The following is a 19,413-nucleotide window of genomic DNA, read 5'->3' as shown; positions in this document are numbered from 1 at the left end:
TCAGGGCTTGTGCACAGGCTGGTGGCCGCCGTTGTCGCCGAAGGCCTCTTCGCGATAGAGGCCGAGTTTCTCCATCACCGGCAGGTCGTTCAGGCAGAACAGGCAGGCGTCCTCGGTGGCCGAGGCATTGGCGTGTTCGTGCCAGGCCCAGGAGGGGACGCAGAAGATGTCGCGCTCGGTCCAGTCGAAGCGCCGGCCGTTGATGACCGAATGGCCCGAGCCCTTGCAGACCTGGTAGAGGAAGCTGCCGGTGTGGCGGTGGGCGCGGGTCCGCTCACCGGGACGGAGCATCTGCATCGAGGCGCCAAGGGTGCCCATGACATGACCGCTGGTGACCGGGTTCATGTAGTGCATCAGGATGCCGTCGTAGGGCGAGCCATCCGTTTCCGCGAGCCCCGAGAGCGCCTCGTAGGTGGGGGCCCATTCATACTTGAACATCGGGCTGTAGCCCTTTGACCAGGCACCGGTTCCGGGGCGCAGCCCGGCATTGCCCCAGGTGCGGGTCATGTCGTCGACCGGGTGGGTCACGGCCTGGGCGAGGTCGGGGTGGACCTCGTAGAAATTCGCCTCGAGCGCGTTGACCAGGGGAATGTCGAGGCCGTCCTGCCAGATGCAGGGGCTGCCGTCGCTGGCCACCGCATGTTCGTGCCAGGTGCCGTTCGGCGTCAGCACGAAGTCATTGGCGCCGAGCGTCATCTTGTGGCCGTCGACGACGGTATAGGCGCCGGTGCCCTCCATGATGAAGCGGATCGCCGAGGCCGAGTGGCGGTGCGCCGAGGCGCGTTCGCCCGGGTGCATGACCTGGAGGCCGGCATAGATCCAGCCGACCGCCGCCGCCACGTCGGAGCGGCCGGGGTTGTCGAGGTAGATCACCCGGCGGCCGGCCTTTTCCGGCGTGACGAGATCGACCGAGCGCAGCACGTCCTCGCGCAGGTCCTTGTAGCGCCAGATCATCGGGACGGACTGCGACCTGGGTTCCCAGGGCTCGATCTTGTTGGCCACGGTCCAGAGCGCGGCGGCGCCCTTCTTCTTCAGGTCGTCGTAATAGGCGAGCAGTTCGGGCGTATCCTCGACATTGGCGCGCCCCGCGACGTTCTCGTTATACTGGTCGTGCCGTGTCATGCTGCCCTCCCCTAGGCCAGGACCGCGGTGGCCTCGATCTCGATCTGCGCCTCGTCCTCCACGAGGGCAGAGACCACCACCATGGTCATCGCCGGGAAATGATAGCCCATGACCGAGCGGTAGGCAGCCCCGACTTCGGCCTGTCTTGCCAGGTATTCCTTCTTGTCGGTGACATACCAGGTGAGGCGGGTGATATCCTCGACCTGGCCGCCGGCGGCCTCGACCACCGCCTTGATATTGGCGAGCGCCTGGGTCATCTGGCCGATGAAGTCGTGGGTCTCGAAGACCTGCTGCGCGGTCCAGCCGATCTGGCCGCCGACGAAGAGCACGCGGCCCTCGGCCACCATGCCGTTGGCATAGCCCTTGGCCGGCTTCCAGCCTTCGGGATGAACGGTGATCGTGGGCATGGCGTGTCCTCCGGTTGCGAATGCCCGGGACTCTCCCCGAACCGCGATAAATTTCAAGCCTGAAATTTCAAGTTTGAAATATTTCAGGCGCGGCCCTGCGTGGTGAAGGACCGGATGGTGTCGAGCGCCCCGTCGAGCGCGGTGCCGGCCGGATCGGCCAGGGCGGCGGCGATGAGGCGGGCGGTCCATTGCGCGGCGTCGTCGCGGCCCTCGACGAGCTGGGCACCGGCCATGGCGCGGTCGAACTTCGACAGGCCGCGGGCATGGGTGTCGGAGTAGCCCTTGACCAGGCGGCGGATCTTCAGCGTCTCAACCGCGTGTTCATAATTCTTCGGTAGACGAGTCGTCGCGGTGTCGAGCCAGGCGGCCATATGGGCGCGTTCGCGGCGGTGGCGCAGCAGCGACCGGCGCCAGCGGCGCAGGCCGGCGACGGCATAGAGCAGGAGGAAGGAGGGCAGACGATCGGTGCGCATCCGGCGGCCCCGGTTCACCAGTCGGTCGAGGGCGCGCATGAGCGAGGGGCGACTTTCGACGAAGGCGCCGAGGCGGGCGGGCATGAGGCTCACGAACTCAGGCGCGCCGGGGTGGAGGTATTCGGTGACCTGCACCAGCGTCTCGGGCCGGGCGGCGAGCTCGGCGGCGATGCGGGGCATACGGGCGACGCGGGTCTTGTGGTCGGCGACATGGGGTAGGTCATCGTAGGCCATGGCGTTGGCGAGATACTTGGCGGCGGCCTGGGTAAAGGCATGGGCGTGCTGCGCGCCACCGGCGTTGCGGTCCTTGGCGGCAAGCGCCTCGAGCAGGTCGAGGTATTCGGCGCCATAGGCGGTGTCCTGGAAGTCGACGACCTTGCGCAGGCCGGCGCGGGCGATGTGCTGCGCCTCGGGCGGAAGGCGCGCGAGGCGGGCCTCGAGCGCGGCATAGGCGGCGCGCAGGGTCTCGGGGCCGGTGAGGCGCGGCGCCGGGGGGCCAGGGTCGGGCGCCGGGGCGGACGCGGTATTGGGCCCAGGGTCAGGCGCGGTGTCCTGCACGCGGGCTTCGGCGGCGGTGCGGGCGAGTTCGAAGGCGGCGAGCGAGGCCTCGGCCCCGCGGCCCGAGGCGCGGATGCAGTCCCGGTAGCTCTCCGCCGGGAAGGGCAAGGCGCCGGAGCCGGCCAGCGCGCCGAAGAGGCTGGCCGAGATCACACTTCCGGAGGCCAGGGCCATGGCCTCCATGTCGAAGGCGATGAATTCCCTGGCCGCGATGGCGGCGGCCTTGCGCACCTCGGAGGGGTCGCCGCGACCATCGCCGGGCGCCACCTTCTCGAGCGTGGCGAGGTTGCGGTGGGTCGAGGCGATGAGCGTGGTGCGCTCGGGCGTGACGAAGCCGCGCAGGATGGCGCGGCCGGCCTCCATCAGCTCGGCGGCGATGAGGATGTCGACATCGCCCTCGGCCGGGGCAAGGGCGAAGACCGGGGGCGTGCCGGTGTCGGGCAGCATCTCGACATAATAGATTGTCGCCCCGGTGCGCTGCGCCACCCCGGCGACCGAGGTGGCCTGCACCGCGTAACCGTTGCGCTCGGCCAGGTCGACGATCCAGCCGTTGAGCACGCCGCCGCCCTGCCCGCCCACGGCCATGACAGCGAGCTTGACGATGCTCTCGACGCGGGTGTCACGAGCGATGGGGGGCACGGGGGCGTTCATGGGGCGGGCTCGGGGGTGGTGGGGACGTTGGAACGCGGTGCGTCCACCCTAACCCTCTCCCTTCGAGGGAGAGGGGATGGGCGCATTTGGGGGTGGAGGGTGCGGTGGCCGGAATTGGGAGCATCCACCCTCACCCTCTCCCTTGCAGGGAGAGGGGATGGGCGCTTTTGGGGATGGAGGGTGCGGTGGCCGGAACGGGGGGCGTTCACCCTCACCCTAGCCCTCTCCCTTGCAGGGAGAGGGAATTGGCGTCTTTGGGGATGGAGGGTGCGGTGGCCGGAATTGGGAGCATCCACCCTCACCCTGACCCTCTCCCTTGCAGGGAGAGGGGATGGGCGCATTTGGGGGTGGAGGGTGCGGTGGCCGGAGTGGGGCGTATCGCCTGCAACCAGCGCGCCCGGCGCCACATGCGGGACAGCGCGCTCGCCTCCCCCTGCCAAGGAGAGGGAGAGGGAGGGGGTGCGCCGGGTCATTCCGCCGCCTCCACACCCTCGTCCCAGGCCAGTCGCCTGCCCTCGCGGCGGCGTTGCAGCCAGGCGATGGCGCGGGTATTGAGGTCGGCCCACCAGCGTTCCAGCCGGCCGGGGTTGTGGACCAGGTCGGCGCGGTAGAAGGAGGGGCAGAGCACCGCCGCATCGGCCACCTCGCCGCAATTGCCGCAGCCGACGCAGGAGGTGTCGATATGGGCGACGGGATCGTCGCGCAGCGGGTCGTCGGGCATCTTCAGCGTCAGCGAGGGGCAGCCCGAGAGGCGCATGCAGGCGTGGTCGCCGGTGCAAATCTCCTCGTCGACGCCGAATTTCGGCTTTTCGACGCGGCGGCCCTCCCTGATGGCGGCCTCGCGCAGTGGGCGTTCGCGGCGCTGGCGGTTCAACATGCATTCCGACGAGGCGACGATGACCTTGGGGCCTTCGTGGGGGGTGGTCAGCGCCTCTTTCAGCGTGTCGCGCATTCGGGCGACGTCATAGGTGCGGTCGATCTGGCGCACCCAGGTCACGCCGACGCCTTCCACGGCCTTGGTGATCGCGTGTTTGGTCGCCTTCGACCTGTTCTCGGCGCGGGAAGAGAGGATGTCCTGTCCGCCGGTGGCGGCGGAATAGTAGTTGTCGACCACGATGGTGACGCCGTCGGACTTGTTGAAGACGGCATTGCCGATCGAGGAGTTGAGCCCGTTGTGCCAAAAGCCGCCGTCGCCGATGATGGAGATCGGGCGCTTGTCGCCGCCGCCGTCGAAGGCGGCGTTGGAGGCGGGACCGAGGCCGTAGCCCATGGTCGTGCCGCCGATCTCGAAGGGGGGCATGATCGAGAAGAGGTGGCAGCCGATGTCGCAGGAGATCTGGTGCTGGCCGAATTCCTCTTCCACCAGCTTCATGGCGGCGAAGATCGGCCGCTCGGGGCAGCCGGTGCAGAAGCCGGGCGGGCGCATCGGCACGGCTTTGAACAGGTCGGGGATCGGCAAGGGCTGTTTCGGCTGGTTCGGCGCGCGGCGGTCAGCGGGGAGCAGGTCGGGCGCGTGCTGGCGCAGGAAGCTCTCGACCCCTTCGAGCATGACGCGGCCGGTCAATTCCCCGGCCATCGGCAGCACGTCCTTGCCGGAGAGCAGGGTCTCGTGGTTGCCGGCCCTGTGCAGGACGGCGCGGAAGGCCTGTTCGAGGTAGTCGGGCTGGCCTTCCTCGACCACCAGCACCGCGTCCTTGCCTGTGCAGAAGTCGAGAAACTCATCCCCGACAACCGGATAGGCGACGTTCATCACGTAGAGCGGCACCTGGGTTTCGCCGTGCAGGTCGGCCAGGCCAAGGCGCTGGAGCGCGCGGATCACGGCGTTGTACATGCCGCCCTGCAGGACGATGCCGACGCGGCCCTCGTCGGGGCCGAAACGCTCGTTCAGACGGTTGGCGCGGATGTAGTCGAGCGCGGCGGGCAGGCGCTTCTCGATCTTTTCCTTCTCGTGGAGGTAGGAATAGGGCGGCAGCACGATACGCCGGGTGTCGCGGCGCGGGTTGGCGAGGGCCTCCCTGACGGTGAGCGGCGGGGCTGCGTTGTCCTGCGCGGTGAAGCTGCCGTGGACGTGGCAGGAGCGGATGCGCATGAGCATCATCACGGGGGTGTTCGAGGCTTCGGAGAGTTCGAAGCCATAGCGCACGGCGCGGGTCAGCGAGGGCAAATTCGGGCGCGGGTCTAGCAGCCAGATCTGCGACTTGGTGGCAAAGGCGTGGCTGCGCTCCTGCATGATCGAGGAGCCTTCGCCATAGTCCTCGCCCACGATCACCAGCGCGCCGCCGGTCACCCCGCCCGAGGCGAGGTTGGCGAGCGCGTCGGAGGCGACGTTGACGCCGACGGGGCCCTTGAAGGTGACCGCGCCGCGGATCGGGTAGTGGACCGAGGCGGCCAGCATGGCGGCGGCGGCGGCCTCGGAGGCATTGGCCTCGAAGCGGATGCCGAGTTCGCCCATCAGCTCTTCGGCGTCGGCGAGCACGTCCATCAGGTGCGAGATCGGCGCGCCCTGGTAGCCGCCGACATAGCCGACGCGGTTTTCCAGCAGCGCCTTGGTGATGGCGAGGATGCCCTCGCCGCGGAAGGTCTGGCCGGCGCCGATGCGCAGCTGTTCGACCTCCTTGCGGAACGAGCGTTCGGCCATGTGCCTAGCCGGCGACTAGCGCGAGGGCGCGGATCGGCGAGCCGGTGCCGCGGGCGAGCTTGAGCGGCGCGGCGATCAGGATGGCCCCTTTCGGGGGGAGCTGGTCGAGGTTGCAGAGGCTGGCGAGGCCGAAGCAGTTGTCGCGGTGCAGCAGGTTGTGGGCGGGGAACGGCGGGGTCATGCCACCCGCCTGCCCCGCATCGGTGCCGATGCACTGGGTGCCCCAGCCGACGATGCCGCGCGAGAGCAGGTATTCGATGCACGCCGCCGTCGGGCCGGGCGAATGCGGGCCGGTGTCGTCGGCGTTGAGGAAGGCGGCCTCGGAGGTGGCGCGCGCGTCCCAGTCGGTGCGCATGACCACCCATTCGCCGGCGCCGATCGCGCCGTGTTCGGCCTCCCATTCCTGCACCGCCTCGGCGGTCAGCAGGAAATCGGGGTTGGCGGCGGCTTCGGCCGAGCAGTCGATCACGTTCACCGGGGCGACCACGCGGGCGAGGTCCAGCGTGTCGGTGAAGCCCTCGGCGTGGTCCCTGCCGGTGATCCAGTGGTGCGGCGCGTCGAAATGGGTGCCGGAATGTTCGCCGAGCTTGAGCCAGTTCCAGGCCCAGAAGGGGCCGTCGGCGTCATATTCGCTGATGCGGTGGATCTCGACCTGGGGGGTGTCGCGGGCAAGCTCGGGGGGCAGCTTGAGAATCGGCGTCTCGGGGCCGAGTCTGGCGCTGAGATCGACCACCCGGATCGCGCCGCCGAGCAGCCCCTGCCCCACCTGTGCCAGCAAAGCCGCCGTATCCATCCCCGCCTCCCCGCGTGTTCCGCAGGCGAGCCTAGGTCATTTCAGCAGGGGCGCAAGCATCTTTGCGACGCGAATGTGCCGCTCAGAAGACCTTGAAGGTCATCGTGGTGAGCGAGCGTTCGATGCCCGGAATGTCGAGCAGGTGGTCGTTGATGTATTTGCCGACATCCGCGTCGGCGGGAATGTAGAGCTTCATCAGCAGGTCGTATTCCCCGGAGGTCGAGTAGAGCTCGGAGTGGATTTCGCGCAGGGCGATGTCCTCGGCGACCTTGTAGGTGGTGCCGGGCTTGCAGCGGATCTGGATGAAGACGCAGGTGCTCATGTCTGTCGGGGGCCTCGTTCTGTCGTCGCCAAGCTGGCATGGCGGGGGAGGCCTTGCAATCCCCCTGCCCGGTTTCGCGGCTGGCTCAGCCGGCGAGCGCCTTGAGCGCCTCGGCCAGGTCGATGGCGCCGTCATAAAGCGCGCGGCCCGAGATGGCGCCGGCGATCACGCCGGTGTCGCGCAGGGCGATGAGATCGTCCATGCGGCTGACGCCGCCCGAGGCTATCACCGGAATCGAGACGGCGCGGGCCAGCGCCTCGGTCGCGGGGATGTTCGGCCCCTGCATCGCGCCGTCGCGGTCGATGTCGGTGTAGATGATCGCGGCGACGCCGGCGTCCTCGAAGGAGCGGGCGAGATCGGTGGCCATGACTTCGGTTTCCTCGGCCCAGCCCCGCGTTGCCACCCGGCCCTTGCGGGCGTCGATGCCGACGGCGACCTGGCCGGGGAAGGCCCGCGCCGCCTCGCGCACGAGGTCGGGGTTCTCGACCGCCACGGTGCCGAGGATCACCCGGGCGAGACCGCGCTTGAGCCAGTTCTCGATGGTGGCCATGTCGCGGATGCCGCCGCCCAGCTGGCAGGGCACCTTGACCGAGGCGAGGATCGCCTCGACCGGGGCGGCGTTGACCGGGGTGCCGGCGAAGGCGCCGTTGAGGTCGACGAGGTGGATCCACTCGCAGCCGGCCTCGGCGAAGGCGCGGGCCTGGGCGGCGGGGTCGTCGTTGAAGACGGTGGCCTTCTCCATCTCGCCGCGCAGCAGGCGCACGGCCTGGCCGTCTTTCAGGTCGATGGCGGGATAGAGGATCATGGGCCGGTTCCTTCCTTGGCGGATCGGCGCGATATGGCACAAGGATCCGGGCAATTGCAACGCGCCCCGAGGTCAAGCTTGTCCGACTCGCCCCCCGCTGCGAAGCTGGCTGCAAAACGGGAGGAATTTGACATGAAACGGTTGGTTCTGGGTGCGGTTGCGGCCCTGGCGATGGGCGGGGCGGCATGGGCCGATCCGGTCGAGGGCATCTGGCAGACCGAGCCGGACGCGGGCAGCTATGCGCATGTCGAGATGGGCCCCTGCGGCGCGGCGATCTGCGGCACCTTCCTCAAGACCTTCAAGGATGGCGGCGAATACCAGTCGCCGAACCTGGGCAAGAAGGTGGTGATCGACATGGTGCCCAATGGCGACGGCAGCTATGCCGGCCAGGTCTGGCGCCCCTCGAACGACAAGGTCTATACCGGCAAGATGCAGCTGTCGGGCAATTCGCTGGCGATGTCGGGCTGTGTAATGGGCGGTCTGATCTGTTCGAAGCAGACCTGGACGCGGGTGAAATAGGCGCGGGCCTTTCCGTTTGCGCGACTCGGCGCGGCCGGGACACCCCGCCGCCGGGAGATGTGTCGTGATACAGATGTTTCCGCTCCTCAGCCTGGCGCTCGCCGCTGTGGCGCTTGTCGCGGCTCCGACAGCGCGGGCCGCCTCGCCCGAGGGGGTCTGGCTGACCCAACCCGACCGCAAGGGCGGCTACGCGCATATCCGGGCCCATGCCTGCGGGCCGGCGCTCTGCGGCACGGTCGAGAAGGCCTTTGACCGCACCGGCGCCGAGATCTGGACGCCCAATGTCGGCAAGCGGGTGTTCTGGGACATGTGGGAGGACGAGCAGGGCCACTATCGCGGCCGCGCCTGGGTGCCGATGCTGAAACGCGAGTATCCGGGGTCGATCCGGCTGCTGGGCGACCGGCTGCAGGTGCATGGCTGCTCCGGGCCGATCTGCATGTCGCAGACCTGGACCCGGGTGAAGTGATCAGGGTGTCCAGCGCAGGAAGTTGCCGATCAGGCGCAGGCCGACGGCCTGACTCTTCTCGGGGTGGAACTGGAAGCCGATCATGGTGTCGCGCCCGACGATGGCGGTGACATCGCCGCCGTAGTCGACATGGGCGATGCGCTGCGCCGGGTCGGCCATGCGCATCTGGTAGGAGTGCACGAAATAGGCGTGATCGCCGGTGGCGATGCCATCGAGCACGGCGTGGGGGTGGTCGATAACCAGGTCGTTCCAGCCCATGTGCGGCACCTTCAGCGCCGGGTCCGAAGGGACGATCCGCTCGACCTCGCCGTCGACCCATCCGAGGCCCTCGACGGTTTCGTATTCGTGGCCGAGGCGGGCCATCAGCTGCATCCCGACGCAGATGCCGAGGAAGGGGCGACCCTTGCGCTCCACCGCCTCGACCATCGCCTCGAAGCAGCCGGAGCGGCGCAGCGCGGCTGCGCAGGCCGGGAAGGCGCCGTCGCCGGGCAGCACGATACGGTCGGCGCGGGCCACGTCCTCGGCCCTGTCGGTGACGATGACCTGGCCGGCGCCGGTCTCGGCGGCCATGCGCTGGAAGGCCTTCTCGGCCGAGTGCAGGTTGCCGCTCTCGTAGTCGATGATGACGGTCAGCATGGGGGGCGCCTTTCGCAGTTCGGCAGTGGATTAGGCGAGATCGCCGCCCGTGCCAAGCGGGCGGAAGGTCTCAGAGCGTGCCCTTGGTCGAGGGCACCGCATCGGCCTTGCGCGGATCGGTCTCGACCGCCTGGCGCAGGGCGCGGGCCACCGCCTTGAAGGCGGCCTCGGCGATGTGGTGGCTGTTGAAGCCATGGACCTTGTCGAGGTGCAGCGTGATGCCGCCATGGGTGCTGAGGGCCTGGAAGAACTCGCGCACGAGCTCGGTGTCGAAGCTGCCGATCTTGGCGGTGGGCATCTCGACGTTCCAGACCAGGAAGGGCCGCCCCGAGAGGTCGAGGCCGCAGACCACCTGGGCGTCGTCCATCACCAGCCGACATTCGCCGTAGCGGCGGATGCCGCGCTTGTCGCCCAGCGCCTTTGCCAGCGCCTGGCCGAGCGCGATGCCGGTGTCCTCGACGGTGTGGTGATCGTCGATGTGCAGATCGCCCGTGGCGCGCACCGTCATGTCGATCAGCGCATGGCGGGCCAGCTGGTCCAGCATGTGGTCGAAGAAGCCCACCCCGGTCTGGTTGTCATAGGCGCCGCTGCCGTCGAGGTTGATCTCGACCGAGATGTCGGTTTCGGCGGTCTTGCGGGTGATGGTGGCCTTGCGCATCGGTTCCTGTCCCTCTGGTTGCGCGCCTTATACGGTCCGCGCGCGGCCATTCCAAGGCGGGCGCGCGGCGAATTGCGTGCGCTGTGACCGCGGCGACCCCTGACGTGGCGGCGGCGTTCAGGGCAGCGGGGAGTATTTTTGAAGAGAAGAAGCCGGGGGCGCGGCCTGCTGCTTCTTCTCTTTCACAAATACTCAATCGGCGCCGGTGGCCCCCGCGCGCCCTAAGGGAGGGGCGCAGTGCGCCAGAGCGTTACCTTGAGGCCGCCATGGGCGACCGGCGGGCCGGGGTCGAGGAAGGCGAGGCCGGTTGCCTTGGCGAGCCCGCTGTCGGAGGTGACCATGCCGAGGCGCCAGCCGCGGAAGCGTTCCTTCAGCACCCCGCCCAGCGCGCCGTAGAGGCCGAAGAGCAACTTGCGGTCGCCGATGCGGGCGCCATAGGGCGGGTTCACCATGACGAGGCCGGGCGGGCCGGGCGGCGGCTCGGCCGCGCTGACGGCGTGGCATTCGAAGCGGCACCAGTCGGCGACGCCGGCGCGGGCGGCATTGGCGCGGGCGCTGGAGACCGCGCCCTGGTCGCGGTCGGAGCCGTGGAAGCGCAGATCGGGCGTCCGGGCCGGGGCGGGCTGCTTCAGCGCGGCCCAGGCGGCGGGGTCGAAGGTCGCCAGTTGCTCGAAGGCGAAGGCGCGGCTGCGGCCGGGCATCAGGCCGGCGGCGATCTCGGCGGCCTCGAGCACGAAGGTGCCCGAGCCGCACATCGGGTCGACCACCGTCTGGCTGCCGTCGAAGCCGCATTCGGCCAGGAACATCGCCGCCATGGTCTCGCGCAGGGGCGCCTTGCCGACCGCCTCCTTGTGGCCGCGCCGGTGCAGCGGTTCGCCCGAGGTGTCGATCGAGAGCGTGCAGAGGTCGTCGTCGATGCGGGCGAGGATGCGCAGTTCGGCCTCCTCGGAGAGCGGCGCGCCCAGCGTTTCGGTGATGGCGCGGCCGATGCGCTGCGCCGCCGCCTTGTGATGGTAGATCCGCGAGGCGCGGCAGACCGCCTCGACCTTGACGGGCACGTCCGGGCGCAGCACCGCGGCCCAGTCGACCTTGCGCGCCCGCTTGTCGAGCTGGGCCAGGTGCATGGCGCGGAAGCTGGCGAAGCGCAGCAGCACGCGGACCGCGCCGCGCAAGCTCAGGTTGGCGCGCATGGCCTCGGCCCAGCCGCCGCGCAGGGCGACGCCGCCGGGCTGTTCGCTGACCCCGGCGAAACCGGCGGCACGGGCCTCGGCCGCGAGCCAGGGTTCCAGCCCCGGCAGGGCGACGAGGAAAATCTCGAAATCAGTGTCCATCGCGCCTCATACCCCGCCCGTCCGGCGCAAGCGACCCCTTTCGCGCGGCCACGATCCGCGCCATAAGGCGGGCATGCTCAAGACCCGCATCATCCCCTGCCTCGATGTCGCCGACGGCCGTGTCGTCAAGGGCGTCAACTTTGTCGATCTGCGCGATGCCGGCGATCCGGTGGAGGCCGCGCGCGCCTATGACGCGGCGGGGGCGGACGAGCTCTGCTTCCTCGACATCCATGCCACCCACGAGAACCGGGGCACGATGTTCGACCTGGTCACCCGCACCGCCGAGCAGTGCTATATTCCGCTGACCGTGGGCGGGGGCGTGCGCACCGTCGAGGACGTGCGCGACCTGCTGCTGGCCGGCGCGGACAAGGTGAGCTTCAACTCCGCCGCCGTGGCGCGGCCCGACGTGGTGGCCGAGGCCGCCGACCGTTTCGGCAGCCAGTGCATCGTGGTGGCGATCGACGCCAAGACCGTGGCTCCGGGCAAGTGGGAGATCTTCACCCACGGCGGGCGCCGCGAGACCGGCATCGACGCGGTGGAATTCGCGCGCACCGTGACCGCCAAGGGCGCGGGCGAGATCCTGCTGACCTCGATGGACCGCGACGGCACCCGCGCCGGGTTCAACCTGCCCCTCACCCGCGCCATCGCCGATGCGGTGAGCATCCCGGTGATCGCCTCGGGCGGGGTCGGCACGCTCGACCACCTGGTCGACGGGGTGCGCGAGGGCCATGCCAGCGCGGTGCTCGCCGCCTCGATCTTCCACTTCGGCGATTACACCATCGCCGAGGCCAAGGCGCATATGGCCGCCGCCGGCATTCCGATGAGGCTGATATGAGCGCGCTGGAGCGCCTGGCCGCCACCGTGGCGGCGCGCCGCGGCGCCGATCCGGAGGAGAGCTGGACGGCCAAGCTGCTGTCCAAGGGCCCGGAGAAATGCGCCGAGAAGTTCGGCGAGGAGGCGGTCGAGGCGATCATCGAGGCGGTGAAGGGCGACCGGGCCAGGCTGACCGCCGAGGCGGCGGACGTGCTCTATCACCTGCTGGTCATGCTGGCCGCGCGCGATGTCGCGCTGGCCGATGTGCTGGCCGAGCTGGAGCGGCGCGAGGGCACCTCGGGGATCGCCGAGAAGGCCAGCCGCTAAGCCGCCCCTGACCGCCGTCGCGGCGGCGGGGCCTTGGGCTTTGGAGTATTTGTCAAAGAAGAGAAATCAGGGGCGCGGCCTGCTGCTTCTTCTCTTTCACAAATACTCCAGATGCTGCCTGTCCGCTGCGCCGGACGGCAGGACTCAGAGTTTCGAGGAAATCACCCCGGTGGCGAAGCCGCCCATGCGCAGTTCGCCGAAGAGGCGTTGGTATTCGATCTTGGGGCAGCGGTTCTGGATCACCGTGACGCCGCGCGCCTCGGCCTTTGCCGCCGCTTCGGCGTGTTCCACGCCGATCTGCATCCAGATGGTCTGCAGGTCGGGAAAGGCGGCGAGCGCCTCGTCGACGATCTCGGGCACCGCCTCGGAGCGGCGGAAGATGTCGACCATGTCGACCTTCTCGGCGATGTCAGAGAGCCGCGCCACGATCCGGCGGCCGAAGAGCATCTCGCCCTCGCTGACGGGGTTCACCGGGATGACCGTGTAGCCCTTGAGGGTGAGGTAGCGCGCCACGAAATAGCTCGGGCGGACCGGATTGGTCGAGACGCCCACCACCGCGATGGTGCGGGCGCGCTTGAGGGTCCGGGTCAGGAGGTCGTCGCTGTAGTCTGGCATGACCCCAGCATAGCAGCCCGGAGGACAAGAAAAAGCGCCCTCGGATGGGACCGAGGGCGCCAGGTGCGGAACGAGGGACAGTAATATGAGCGACGGGCGTTCCGGCCCATGCTCGTGATGTATTTAGGTGCCACCTGGCCGCAAAAAAGACCCGCTCGCAAATCTGTGATTCGCCGCTCAGTTGCGCAGCGCGCCCGGCCAGTTGGCATTGGCGAGCGCGATCTCGCCCGGCGCGTCGCTTTCCCAGCGGCCCATCAGGTCGCGGTTGTGGATCAGGTAGAGGCGGCCGTCGCGAATCGCCCAGGCGTCGGGGGCCGAGGCGATCACCTCTCCCCGCGCCATGCCATAGGCGCAGTAGCCGCCGTAGCGCGGCGCGTAGGCGCGCGGGTTGGCCTCGAAGAGTTCGCGGTTGCGCATGCTGGAGAACAGCCAGACCGCGCCCTTCCACATCACGTTGAAGCGCATCTCGCCCTTCACCGCCCTGCCCTCGGTGAAATAGGCCACCACGTCGTAGCCGCCGACCGCCTTGCCGTGGCGGGCGTAGATCATCGGCTGGTCGGCCAGCGCGGCCAGCGGCAGCAGGACCGCGACCAGGCAGGCCAGGACGGATCGGCGCAGGATCATGGGTGGGGCTCCGGAACGATGGATGCCCAGACAATAGGAGGAGAGATATATATCAGAAAGACGGCATACGCCGATGTGATCCGTTGCGCACGGCCCTGTGATCTTTGACTCACACCCCCGCGGCGCGCGGCGGGCGGGCGGCATAGAGCGCCACGGCGGCGGCGTTGGAGACGTTGAGCGAGCCGAAGTCGCCGGCGGCGTCGATTCGGACCAGCTCGTCGACGGTCTCGCGGGTCTTCTCGCGCAGGCCCGGCCCCTCGGCCCCCATCACCAACGCCACCGGGCGGTCGCGCCGCCCTTCGAGAGCGGTCTCGATGCTTTGCGTCGCCTCGCCGGCGAGGCCGAGCACGAGGTAGCCGATGGATTGCAGTTCCTCGATCGCCTCGGCGAGGTTCTTGACCCGCAGGTAGGGCTGGCGTTCGAGCGCGCCGCTGGCCGCCTTGGCGAGCGCCCCGGTCTCGGGGGCGGAATGGTGGCGGGTGCCGATCACCGCGCTGGCGCCGAAGACCTCGGCGGTGCGCAGGATGGCGCCGACGTTATGCGGGTCGGTGACGCGGTCGAGCAGCACGACGCGGGGCGTGGCGGCGCCGATGCAGACATCTGCAAGCCGGCCCCAGTCGAGCGGCTTGACCTCGAGCGCCGCGCCCTGGTGCACCGAGCCGGGGTCGATCGGGGCGGCGAACTTGCGGGGGTCGACAACTTCCGGATCGATTCGGGCCGCCTCGATCGCCTCGGCCAGCTTGTCGCGCGCATTGGGCGTCACCATCAGCTGCAGCTTCTCGCGGCGCGGGTTCATCAGCGCGTCGCGCACCGCGTGCAGGCCGAAGAGCCAGACGGTCTCTGCCGCCGCCGCTTTCCTGGCCTGTTCCTTCTCGACGACCCATTTGGGTTTCTTCACCATCACCGCCTCCGCGAAATCTCTCTGCAAGGCTCCGGATTTTCCTGTTGACGCCCCTCAGGCCCGCTAGTAATCACGCCTCCACTCCGGGTGCAATGCACAAGGGGTGTGGGCGACAGGCCGCAAGGTGTGGCAGGGGACTGTAACTCCCTCGCGGAGACGCACGCCTGGTTCGATTCCAGGGTCGCCCACCATCCACCCCCTCGATTTTCGGTAGATATCCCTCCAAGGGAGAGACTGCGTCATTTCAGGAGGTTGCCGGACATATCTGCTGTGGATTTCGCGCAGAGACGTCTCTGTCGGGCCGGCTTTCGGCCGTTTCCGGCAAAAGTCTCTGTGGCCCGATTTCGCGTGAGGTCTTGAGCTATTCCCGAAGGGGTATCAGCGTGCCGGGAATCCCAGGACGAGGCGTTGCGTGGTCCAGTCCAGGGGGAGGTCCGGCAGGTCTCTCAGCCGTTTGGCCGACAGCTCGGCGGGCTGATGTCCGGCCAGGATTGCGGCGGCAATATCCGGTGCGAGCCAGGCGAGTGGAAGGATGCGGCTGACACTGCCGCTGCGCAATCCCTCCCGTTCGGTGATCGCCGCAATCGAGGTGGCGCTCCCGTCCGTCAGCTCCTTCATCCACCTGCGCGCATCGGCAACGAGTGCAATGAGATCCGCATCCGGCTTGGCCTCGCCAAGGCCCGTGCGCACCACGATCGGGCGGGCGCGGCCGTTCTGGTTCATCCGGAACGGCGTGTCAAAGACGAGCGGTTGTTCCGAACTCGTCGAGGAGCGCTCTTGCGTCCCATCAAGATCAAACGTGATCCGAAGGTGCTCCTCAAGGACGTCGACCCGGCGGACCAGAGACGAGAGCCGCTGGTCCCGTTCGCTGGCCGAGGCGTTCTGAAGGGATTCGATCAACGTCTCCGCGCATTTCAGGACGGTCGTTCGAGTTCCGGCGCAGCCCGTCGCGATCGCATCGAGAAGTCTTGCCTTGTCCTGGAGCAGTCGCGCAACCGCGCAGCACACCGCCGTTTCGGTTTCTTGCGCCGGCAGGCGGGTGGGTTTCGGCTCGGTCGCGTTATGTTCTGTGCGTGAGACATAGTACCAGTAGCGCTTGCGGGCCGAGGAGGAACCGAGCTTCTTCGAGGCATAGTCGGTCTTCATTGACCGGCCCTGCTGATCGAACAGGACGCCGTCCAGCCAGCGGGCTGCAGGTTTCCGCTCCATGGCAATCCGACCGCCCCCGTTGGCGTCGAGGCTCTGTTTTGCCGCGGCCCAGGTGGCATCGTCGATCAGCGCGGCATGCTGGCCGGCATGGAGGGCCTGACCATGGCGCACCTTGCCGATGTAGATCGGGTTCCTGAGCAGGTGATAGAGCGCCCCGCGGGAATAGGGCGTTCCGCCACTGACTCGGCCGTAGCGATCCGCCCTGACCTTGCTGACGATGCCAAGGTCTTCGAGACGCCGGATCAGCTCCGGCACGCTGCCGAGCCTGACATACTCCCGGAAGATCACCCGGACGGCCTCGGCTTCGCGCGGGTTGGCCACGAGGCACTTGTCGATCGCGTCGTATCCCATTGGGACGGCGCCTCCCATCCACATGCCCTTGCGCTTCGAGGCGCCAACCTTGTCGCGGATCCGTTCTGCCGTGACCTCCCGTTCGAACTGCGCGAAGGACAAGAGCACGTTCAACGTGAGCCGCCCCATCGACGAGGTGGTGTTGAAGGCCTGCGTCACCGAGACGAAGGAGACCCCTGCCCCATCGAAGACCTCGACCATCTTCGCGAAGTCCGAGAGCGCCCGTGTCAGCCGGTCGACCTTGTAGACGACGATCACGTCGATCCGTCCCGCCCTGACGTCCTCGAGCAGGCGAACAAGCCCCGGACGCTCCATCGATCCCCCCGAGTAGCCTCCATCGTCATAGCGGTCCGGCAGTTCCGACCAGCCTTCGTGCCGCTGGCTGAGGATATAGGCCGCGCAGGCCTCCCGCTGGGCATCCAGCGAGTTGAAGCTCTGGTCCAATCCCTCTTCGGTCGACTTCCGCGTGTAGATCGCGCAGCGCTGCCGGATCATCGTGTCCCCTCCCGCAGGCCGAAGAACTTCGGTCCGTTGCGTGGCGTTCCCGTCATCGCCCGCGCGACCGCCGAGAGCGAGGCATAGGTCCTGCCCTGCCAGAGAACCCCTGTCTCCAGGACGATGACCTCATGTGTCTCACCGCGCCAAGCCTTCATCAACCGGGTGCCGGTCTGCGCATCCGGGCTTCGCAGACCGCCGACCGCCTCCCTGGCACTGCTCCCCGCTGCCCGACGGCGCATCACCGCCTGCCATTGCCTGCGGATCGCCGGACTCTCGCCGCCGTCGCGATCCGCCTGGATCCGCCAAGCCAGGGCCAATCGCATCAGGCGTGCCGAAAAGGTCGATGGCGGCGCCCCACCCAGATGATCCGCCCACAGGCGACGTAAATCGGCGGCACTCGAAGCTTCCAGCGCCGCGATGTCGGCACCGGCCTCCCGGTGGGGCTTCACACTCCTCGCCATGTCGGTCAGCCTCGCAGCCGGTAGACAGAGCCACTCGCACCCTTCTCCCGATGCACCTGATGCCCGGCCTTCCGCAGCCCCGAGATTGCTGCCCGCGCACTATGCGCCTGCCAGCCGAACTCGAGGCACAGCTGTTCGAGCGTTGCCCCCTCCTTGCGCGCGAGCATCCGGCGCAGGCGTTCCTGCTTGCCTGTCTCGGTGCCAACGATGGGCTCGAAGGTCGCCCGAAAGATTTGCCGGCACTCGTCGTCAGCGGCAGCGGTCGTGCTCTGGGAATTCGTCATGGCCTGGTCTCCACCTGGTTCCGGCGCGGACAATCCGCGCGCTTGCACCAGGCAAAGCCCGGAGGGCCGGGCAGTCGCGAGACCGGAGCGAACCGATGCGCGACACCGTCAGTAGCGCTCGCGTGGCACTGGAAGTCCAGTCGATTGAGAAGGTGGGCCAAGAGGCAGAATTCGGCAAAATGGGCGGGGTGCGGTCCTTCGTTGCTGAAGCGAACGTGCCTTTCCCGCTCACTCGAAGCAGACCCACATTTGCCTGGTGGATAGCCGAGAGTGCGAAATAAACAGCGAGTGCGATGACGCACCTTGAGTATTCGTCACGACTCGGGGTCCAGCGGACCACCGTGCTGGGCGAGTATCTCGCCTTCGAGCTCGGGTTCCATAGCCATACCTGCCATGCACTTCTGTAGCCACTCCGTGTTTCGGATGCGTGCGACTGCTTCGTCGTACGCCTTGCGGGCAGTGTCGCCGTAGGCTTCTTCGGCGATGGTCCACGCGCTGTCAGGGATCCGTCCCCAACGCGAGATCATCATGGAAAGGTCGAGAATGTCGCGGTTAAGAACCGCCTTGTCTGCCCAGCGATCGGCGTTCGCGAGTAGCTTCTCTGCATACATGCAGTCCCGCGTGAGAACGGGGACGCCGAAGCGGTCGTCCATTTCGCCGGCGAGCTGGATTCGAGCCTCGCGGACGATTTCAAACTTGATGGGTACATCCCCCACGCCGATCAGAGTGCGGATGCCGTATTGGTCAGTTCTAACGTCACGCAGTGTTTTGAGCTCTGCCTCCGGGAGCAGGAGCCCGGCGAGATCAGACCTGCCCCACAGGGCTTGGCGGAGCTTCCGGTACCCCTCCTGAGAAGCGCAGAGGAAGTCGATGTCCACGCTTTCGCGATACTCATTCATGTTAAGGACAATCGCCGTGCCGCCGCCGAAATAGCACTCGGCGTCGAGAAGTAAGCTGCCGTTCAGACAGCGAAGGACACGAAGGATGTCGTTATGATGTTGCCGCCGGAACAGGTCCGCACACTGCGGCCCAGTCATCAAGCGGTCAGCAAGTGACCGTTGCCATGCACAGCAACAAGGCGATTCAGAAGTTTCTGTTCGCGGGGGGTGATAGCGTCACGGTCCACAAAGCGCCAGTTGCGCTCGTAGAGTGCAAGCGCAGTTTCGCCGTCCACAACTGCGTCATCGGGACGGTTCCAGCATAGCTGGCGTAGCTGCGGGTATTGGTTCACTCTGACGTTCATATCATCCTCGGATGGTGCATGATCATCCGTACCAGTTAAATATAGGTAACTTTGCGGGAGTTGCAAAGATTTTCCAAGGCGAACGTCAGCGTTGTGTTCACGTGCACACCCATGTGCTTGATGCGCGCTGCGACCGACATCCCGCCAATGTGCGGTGAACAACCCAAACCGTCGTGCGTATATAGGATCGCTCAGAAACGTCCACAACCGCCTCAGCCGCCCCCGTCGGGCCCTCTTCGGTCCGTCCTTTGGATGCCTTGGCAGGCGCGGCATTGGTCGAGCGCCTGCGAAGAATGGCTGGGATATGTCCCGCACTCCTGACTTCCCGCAATATCAAGACCGTGCGTCTGAGGCGAATGTCGGCTTCGCCGGACCGCAGCGCAGCAAAACCATGGTCGCCCGAACGTCCGCAAAGGGCCGGAAGCGTCAATTAATCCAGTTGAGGAATCCGAGAAGGCGGCCGCTGCATCGTAGGCGATCTCGCAAGGGGCCCTAGTCCGAGCAGCATCTCAAGTGGAAACGGCACACTACGTGCGCGGCGGGCCGGAATGTTCATGCATCGACACAGAGCGATTGCGAGATGCACAAAGTCGCGGGAGACACCCTGTCGCTCGGCCATGGTCTGCGATGCGGTGCGCGTAGCCTTCGCCGTAAGCGCCTCGGCGGTCCCCTACGCGGCGCGGCTTGACGCGGTTCGGAAGTTCCAAG

The 19,413-nt window shown here is 67.7% G+C and carries 23 protein-coding genes, 1 tRNA gene and 1 pseudogene; 6 read left to right on the top strand and 19 right to left on the bottom strand.

From position 1 onward, the window contains the following. The 7 genes from IE266_RS24705 to hisA all read right to left on the bottom strand — a co-directional run bounded on the left by IE266_RS24705 (position 1) and on the right by hisA (position 7,769). Positions 1-1,122, bottom strand: a complete 1,122-nt coding sequence (locus tag IE266_RS24705) for a cupin domain-containing protein (protein WP_189682805.1) — start codon at positions 1,120-1,122, stop codon at positions 1-3. Between the two features lie 11 nt (positions 1,123-1,133). Further along, positions 1,134-1,529 (bottom strand): RidA family protein, encoded by a 396-nt coding sequence (locus tag IE266_RS24700; RefSeq protein ID WP_189682804.1) that lies wholly within the window; start codon positions 1,527-1,529, stop codon positions 1,134-1,136. Between the two features lie 83 nt (positions 1,530-1,612). Then, positions 1,613-3,199, bottom strand: coding sequence for an indolepyruvate oxidoreductase subunit beta family protein (locus IE266_RS24695; RefSeq protein WP_308434621.1), 1,587 nt, complete (start codon positions 3,197-3,199; stop codon positions 1,613-1,615). A gap of 481 nt (positions 3,200-3,680) precedes the next feature. Then, positions 3,681-5,849, bottom strand: a complete 2,169-nt coding sequence (locus tag IE266_RS24690; protein WP_189682802.1) for a thiamine pyrophosphate-dependent enzyme — start codon at positions 5,847-5,849, stop codon at positions 3,681-3,683. Between the two features lie 4 nt (positions 5,850-5,853). Continuing rightward, positions 5,854-6,642 (bottom strand): cyclase family protein, encoded by a 789-nt coding sequence (locus IE266_RS24685; RefSeq protein ID WP_189682801.1) that lies wholly within the window; start codon positions 6,640-6,642, stop codon positions 5,854-5,856. A gap of 82 nt (positions 6,643-6,724) precedes the next feature. Then, positions 6,725-6,964 carry an Lrp/AsnC ligand binding domain-containing protein gene (locus tag IE266_RS24680; RefSeq protein WP_189682800.1) on the bottom strand — a complete coding sequence of 80 codons (240 nt, stop codon included), beginning with the start codon at positions 6,962-6,964 and terminating at the stop codon, positions 6,725-6,727. 85 nt (positions 6,965-7,049) lie between these two features. Next, positions 7,050-7,769, bottom strand: a complete 720-nt coding sequence (gene hisA, locus IE266_RS24675) for a 1-(5-phosphoribosyl)-5-[(5-phosphoribosylamino)methylideneamino]imidazole-4-carboxamide isomerase (RefSeq protein WP_189682799.1) — start codon at positions 7,767-7,769, stop codon at positions 7,050-7,052. Positions 7,770-7,901: 132 nt separating this feature from the next. Between hisA and IE266_RS24670 the strand changes: the two genes are divergently transcribed. After that, positions 7,902-8,288, top strand: a complete 387-nt coding sequence (locus IE266_RS24670; protein WP_189682798.1) for a DUF2147 domain-containing protein — start codon at positions 7,902-7,904, stop codon at positions 8,286-8,288. 73 nt (positions 8,289-8,361) lie between these two features. Beyond that, the gene (locus IE266_RS24665; RefSeq protein WP_189682820.1) at positions 8,362-8,754 is read left to right on the top strand and encodes a DUF2147 domain-containing protein; all 393 of its coding nucleotides are present in this window, start codon (positions 8,362-8,364) and stop codon (positions 8,752-8,754) included. Here the strand turns inward: IE266_RS24665 and hisH are convergent, their stop codons facing one another. The 3 genes from hisH to IE266_RS24650 form a co-directional block, all read right to left on the bottom strand. Continuing rightward, positions 8,755-9,390, bottom strand: coding sequence for an imidazole glycerol phosphate synthase subunit HisH (gene hisH / locus IE266_RS24660; RefSeq protein ID WP_189682797.1), 636 nt, complete (start codon positions 9,388-9,390; stop codon positions 8,755-8,757). A 70-nt stretch (positions 9,391-9,460) separates the two neighbouring features. Beyond that, on the bottom strand, positions 9,461-10,048 hold the full coding sequence (gene hisB / locus IE266_RS24655) for an imidazoleglycerol-phosphate dehydratase HisB (RefSeq protein WP_189682796.1): 588 nt from the start codon (positions 10,046-10,048) through the stop codon (positions 9,461-9,463). A 221-nt stretch (positions 10,049-10,269) separates the two neighbouring features. Further along, on the bottom strand, positions 10,270-11,379 hold the full coding sequence (locus IE266_RS24650) for a THUMP domain-containing class I SAM-dependent RNA methyltransferase (RefSeq protein WP_189682795.1): 1,110 nt from the start codon (positions 11,377-11,379) through the stop codon (positions 10,270-10,272). A gap of 73 nt (positions 11,380-11,452) precedes the next feature. Between IE266_RS24650 and hisF the strand changes: the two genes are divergently transcribed. Both hisF and IE266_RS24640 read left to right on the top strand, forming a co-directional pair. Further along, the gene (gene hisF, locus IE266_RS24645) at positions 11,453-12,214 is read left to right on the top strand and encodes an imidazole glycerol phosphate synthase subunit HisF (protein WP_189682794.1); all 762 of its coding nucleotides are present in this window, start codon (positions 11,453-11,455) and stop codon (positions 12,212-12,214) included. Then, the gene (locus IE266_RS24640; protein ID WP_189682793.1) at positions 12,211-12,519 is read left to right on the top strand and encodes a phosphoribosyl-ATP diphosphatase; all 309 of its coding nucleotides are present in this window, start codon (positions 12,211-12,213) and stop codon (positions 12,517-12,519) included. The genes hisF and IE266_RS24640 overlap by 4 nt, the downstream gene beginning before the upstream one ends. A 144-nt stretch (positions 12,520-12,663) precedes the next feature. Here IE266_RS24640 and IE266_RS24635 read toward each other — a convergent pair whose 3' ends face one another. The 3 genes from IE266_RS24635 to rlmB form a co-directional block, all read right to left on the bottom strand. After that, complete coding sequence (locus tag IE266_RS24635; RefSeq protein WP_189682792.1) at positions 12,664-13,134, bottom strand: CoA-binding protein; 471 nt, start codon at positions 13,132-13,134, stop codon at positions 12,664-12,666. A gap of 177 nt (positions 13,135-13,311) precedes the next feature. Continuing rightward, complete coding sequence (locus IE266_RS24630; protein ID WP_189682791.1) at positions 13,312-13,758, bottom strand: YHS domain-containing (seleno)protein; 447 nt, start codon at positions 13,756-13,758, stop codon at positions 13,312-13,314. Positions 13,759-13,867: 109 nt separating this feature from the next. Further along, the gene (rlmB, locus tag IE266_RS24625; protein WP_189682819.1) at positions 13,868-14,656 is read right to left on the bottom strand and encodes a 23S rRNA (guanosine(2251)-2'-O)-methyltransferase RlmB; all 789 of its coding nucleotides are present in this window, start codon (positions 14,654-14,656) and stop codon (positions 13,868-13,870) included. 110 nt (positions 14,657-14,766) lie between these two features. On the opposite strand from rlmB, the gene IE266_RS24620 reads away from it, so the two are divergent. Continuing rightward, a tRNA-Tyr gene (locus tag IE266_RS24620) sits at positions 14,767-14,850 on the top strand. Positions 14,851-15,037: 187 nt separating this feature from the next. Here IE266_RS24620 and IE266_RS24615 read toward each other — a convergent pair. From IE266_RS24615 to IE266_RS24605, 3 genes are read right to left on the bottom strand one after another with little or no spacing between them, the layout of a single operon-like run. Next, on the bottom strand, positions 15,038-16,714 hold the full coding sequence (locus tag IE266_RS24615; RefSeq protein WP_189682790.1) for a recombinase family protein: 1,677 nt from the start codon (positions 16,712-16,714) through the stop codon (positions 15,038-15,040). Next, the gene (locus IE266_RS24610) at positions 16,711-17,166 is read right to left on the bottom strand and encodes a DUF2924 domain-containing protein (protein WP_189682789.1); all 456 of its coding nucleotides are present in this window, start codon (positions 17,164-17,166) and stop codon (positions 16,711-16,713) included. The genes IE266_RS24615 and IE266_RS24610 overlap by 4 nt, the downstream gene beginning before the upstream one ends. 17 nt (positions 17,167-17,183) lie before the next feature. Next, positions 17,184-17,462 (bottom strand): DUF3489 domain-containing protein, encoded by a 279-nt coding sequence (locus IE266_RS24605; protein ID WP_189682788.1) that lies wholly within the window; start codon positions 17,460-17,462, stop codon positions 17,184-17,186. A gap of 95 nt (positions 17,463-17,557) precedes the next feature. Here IE266_RS24605 and IE266_RS24600 point away from each other — a divergent pair, with 95 nt between their 5' ends. Beyond that, positions 17,558-17,743, top strand: a complete 186-nt coding sequence (locus IE266_RS24600; RefSeq protein ID WP_189682787.1) for a hypothetical protein — start codon at positions 17,558-17,560, stop codon at positions 17,741-17,743. A 33-nt stretch (positions 17,744-17,776) separates the two neighbouring features. Here IE266_RS24600 and IE266_RS24595 read toward each other — a convergent pair whose 3' ends face one another. From IE266_RS24595 to IE266_RS27050, 3 genes and pseudogenes are all read right to left on the bottom strand, one after another. Continuing rightward, the gene (locus tag IE266_RS24595; protein ID WP_229864470.1) at positions 17,777-18,499 is read right to left on the bottom strand and encodes a nucleotidyl transferase AbiEii/AbiGii toxin family protein; all 723 of its coding nucleotides are present in this window, start codon (positions 18,497-18,499) and stop codon (positions 17,777-17,779) included. Beyond that, positions 18,499-18,705, bottom strand: a complete 207-nt coding sequence (locus IE266_RS24590) for a hypothetical protein (RefSeq protein WP_189682786.1) — start codon at positions 18,703-18,705, stop codon at positions 18,499-18,501. The genes IE266_RS24595 and IE266_RS24590 overlap by 1 nt, the downstream gene beginning before the upstream one ends. A 538-nt stretch (positions 18,706-19,243) precedes the next feature. After that, positions 19,244-19,354 (bottom strand): annotated as a pseudogene (locus tag IE266_RS27050) (transglutaminase-like domain-containing protein); the annotation flags it as partial. Positions 19,355-19,413: the final 59 nt, after the last annotated feature.

The organism is Seohaeicola zhoushanensis (assembly GCF_014656415.1).
GTDB lineage: Bacteria > Pseudomonadota > Alphaproteobacteria > Rhodobacterales > Rhodobacteraceae > Seohaeicola_A > Seohaeicola_A zhoushanensis.
The sequence above is the reverse complement of the archived record's forward strand: the minus strand, read 5'-3'. Positions and strand labels throughout refer to the sequence as shown.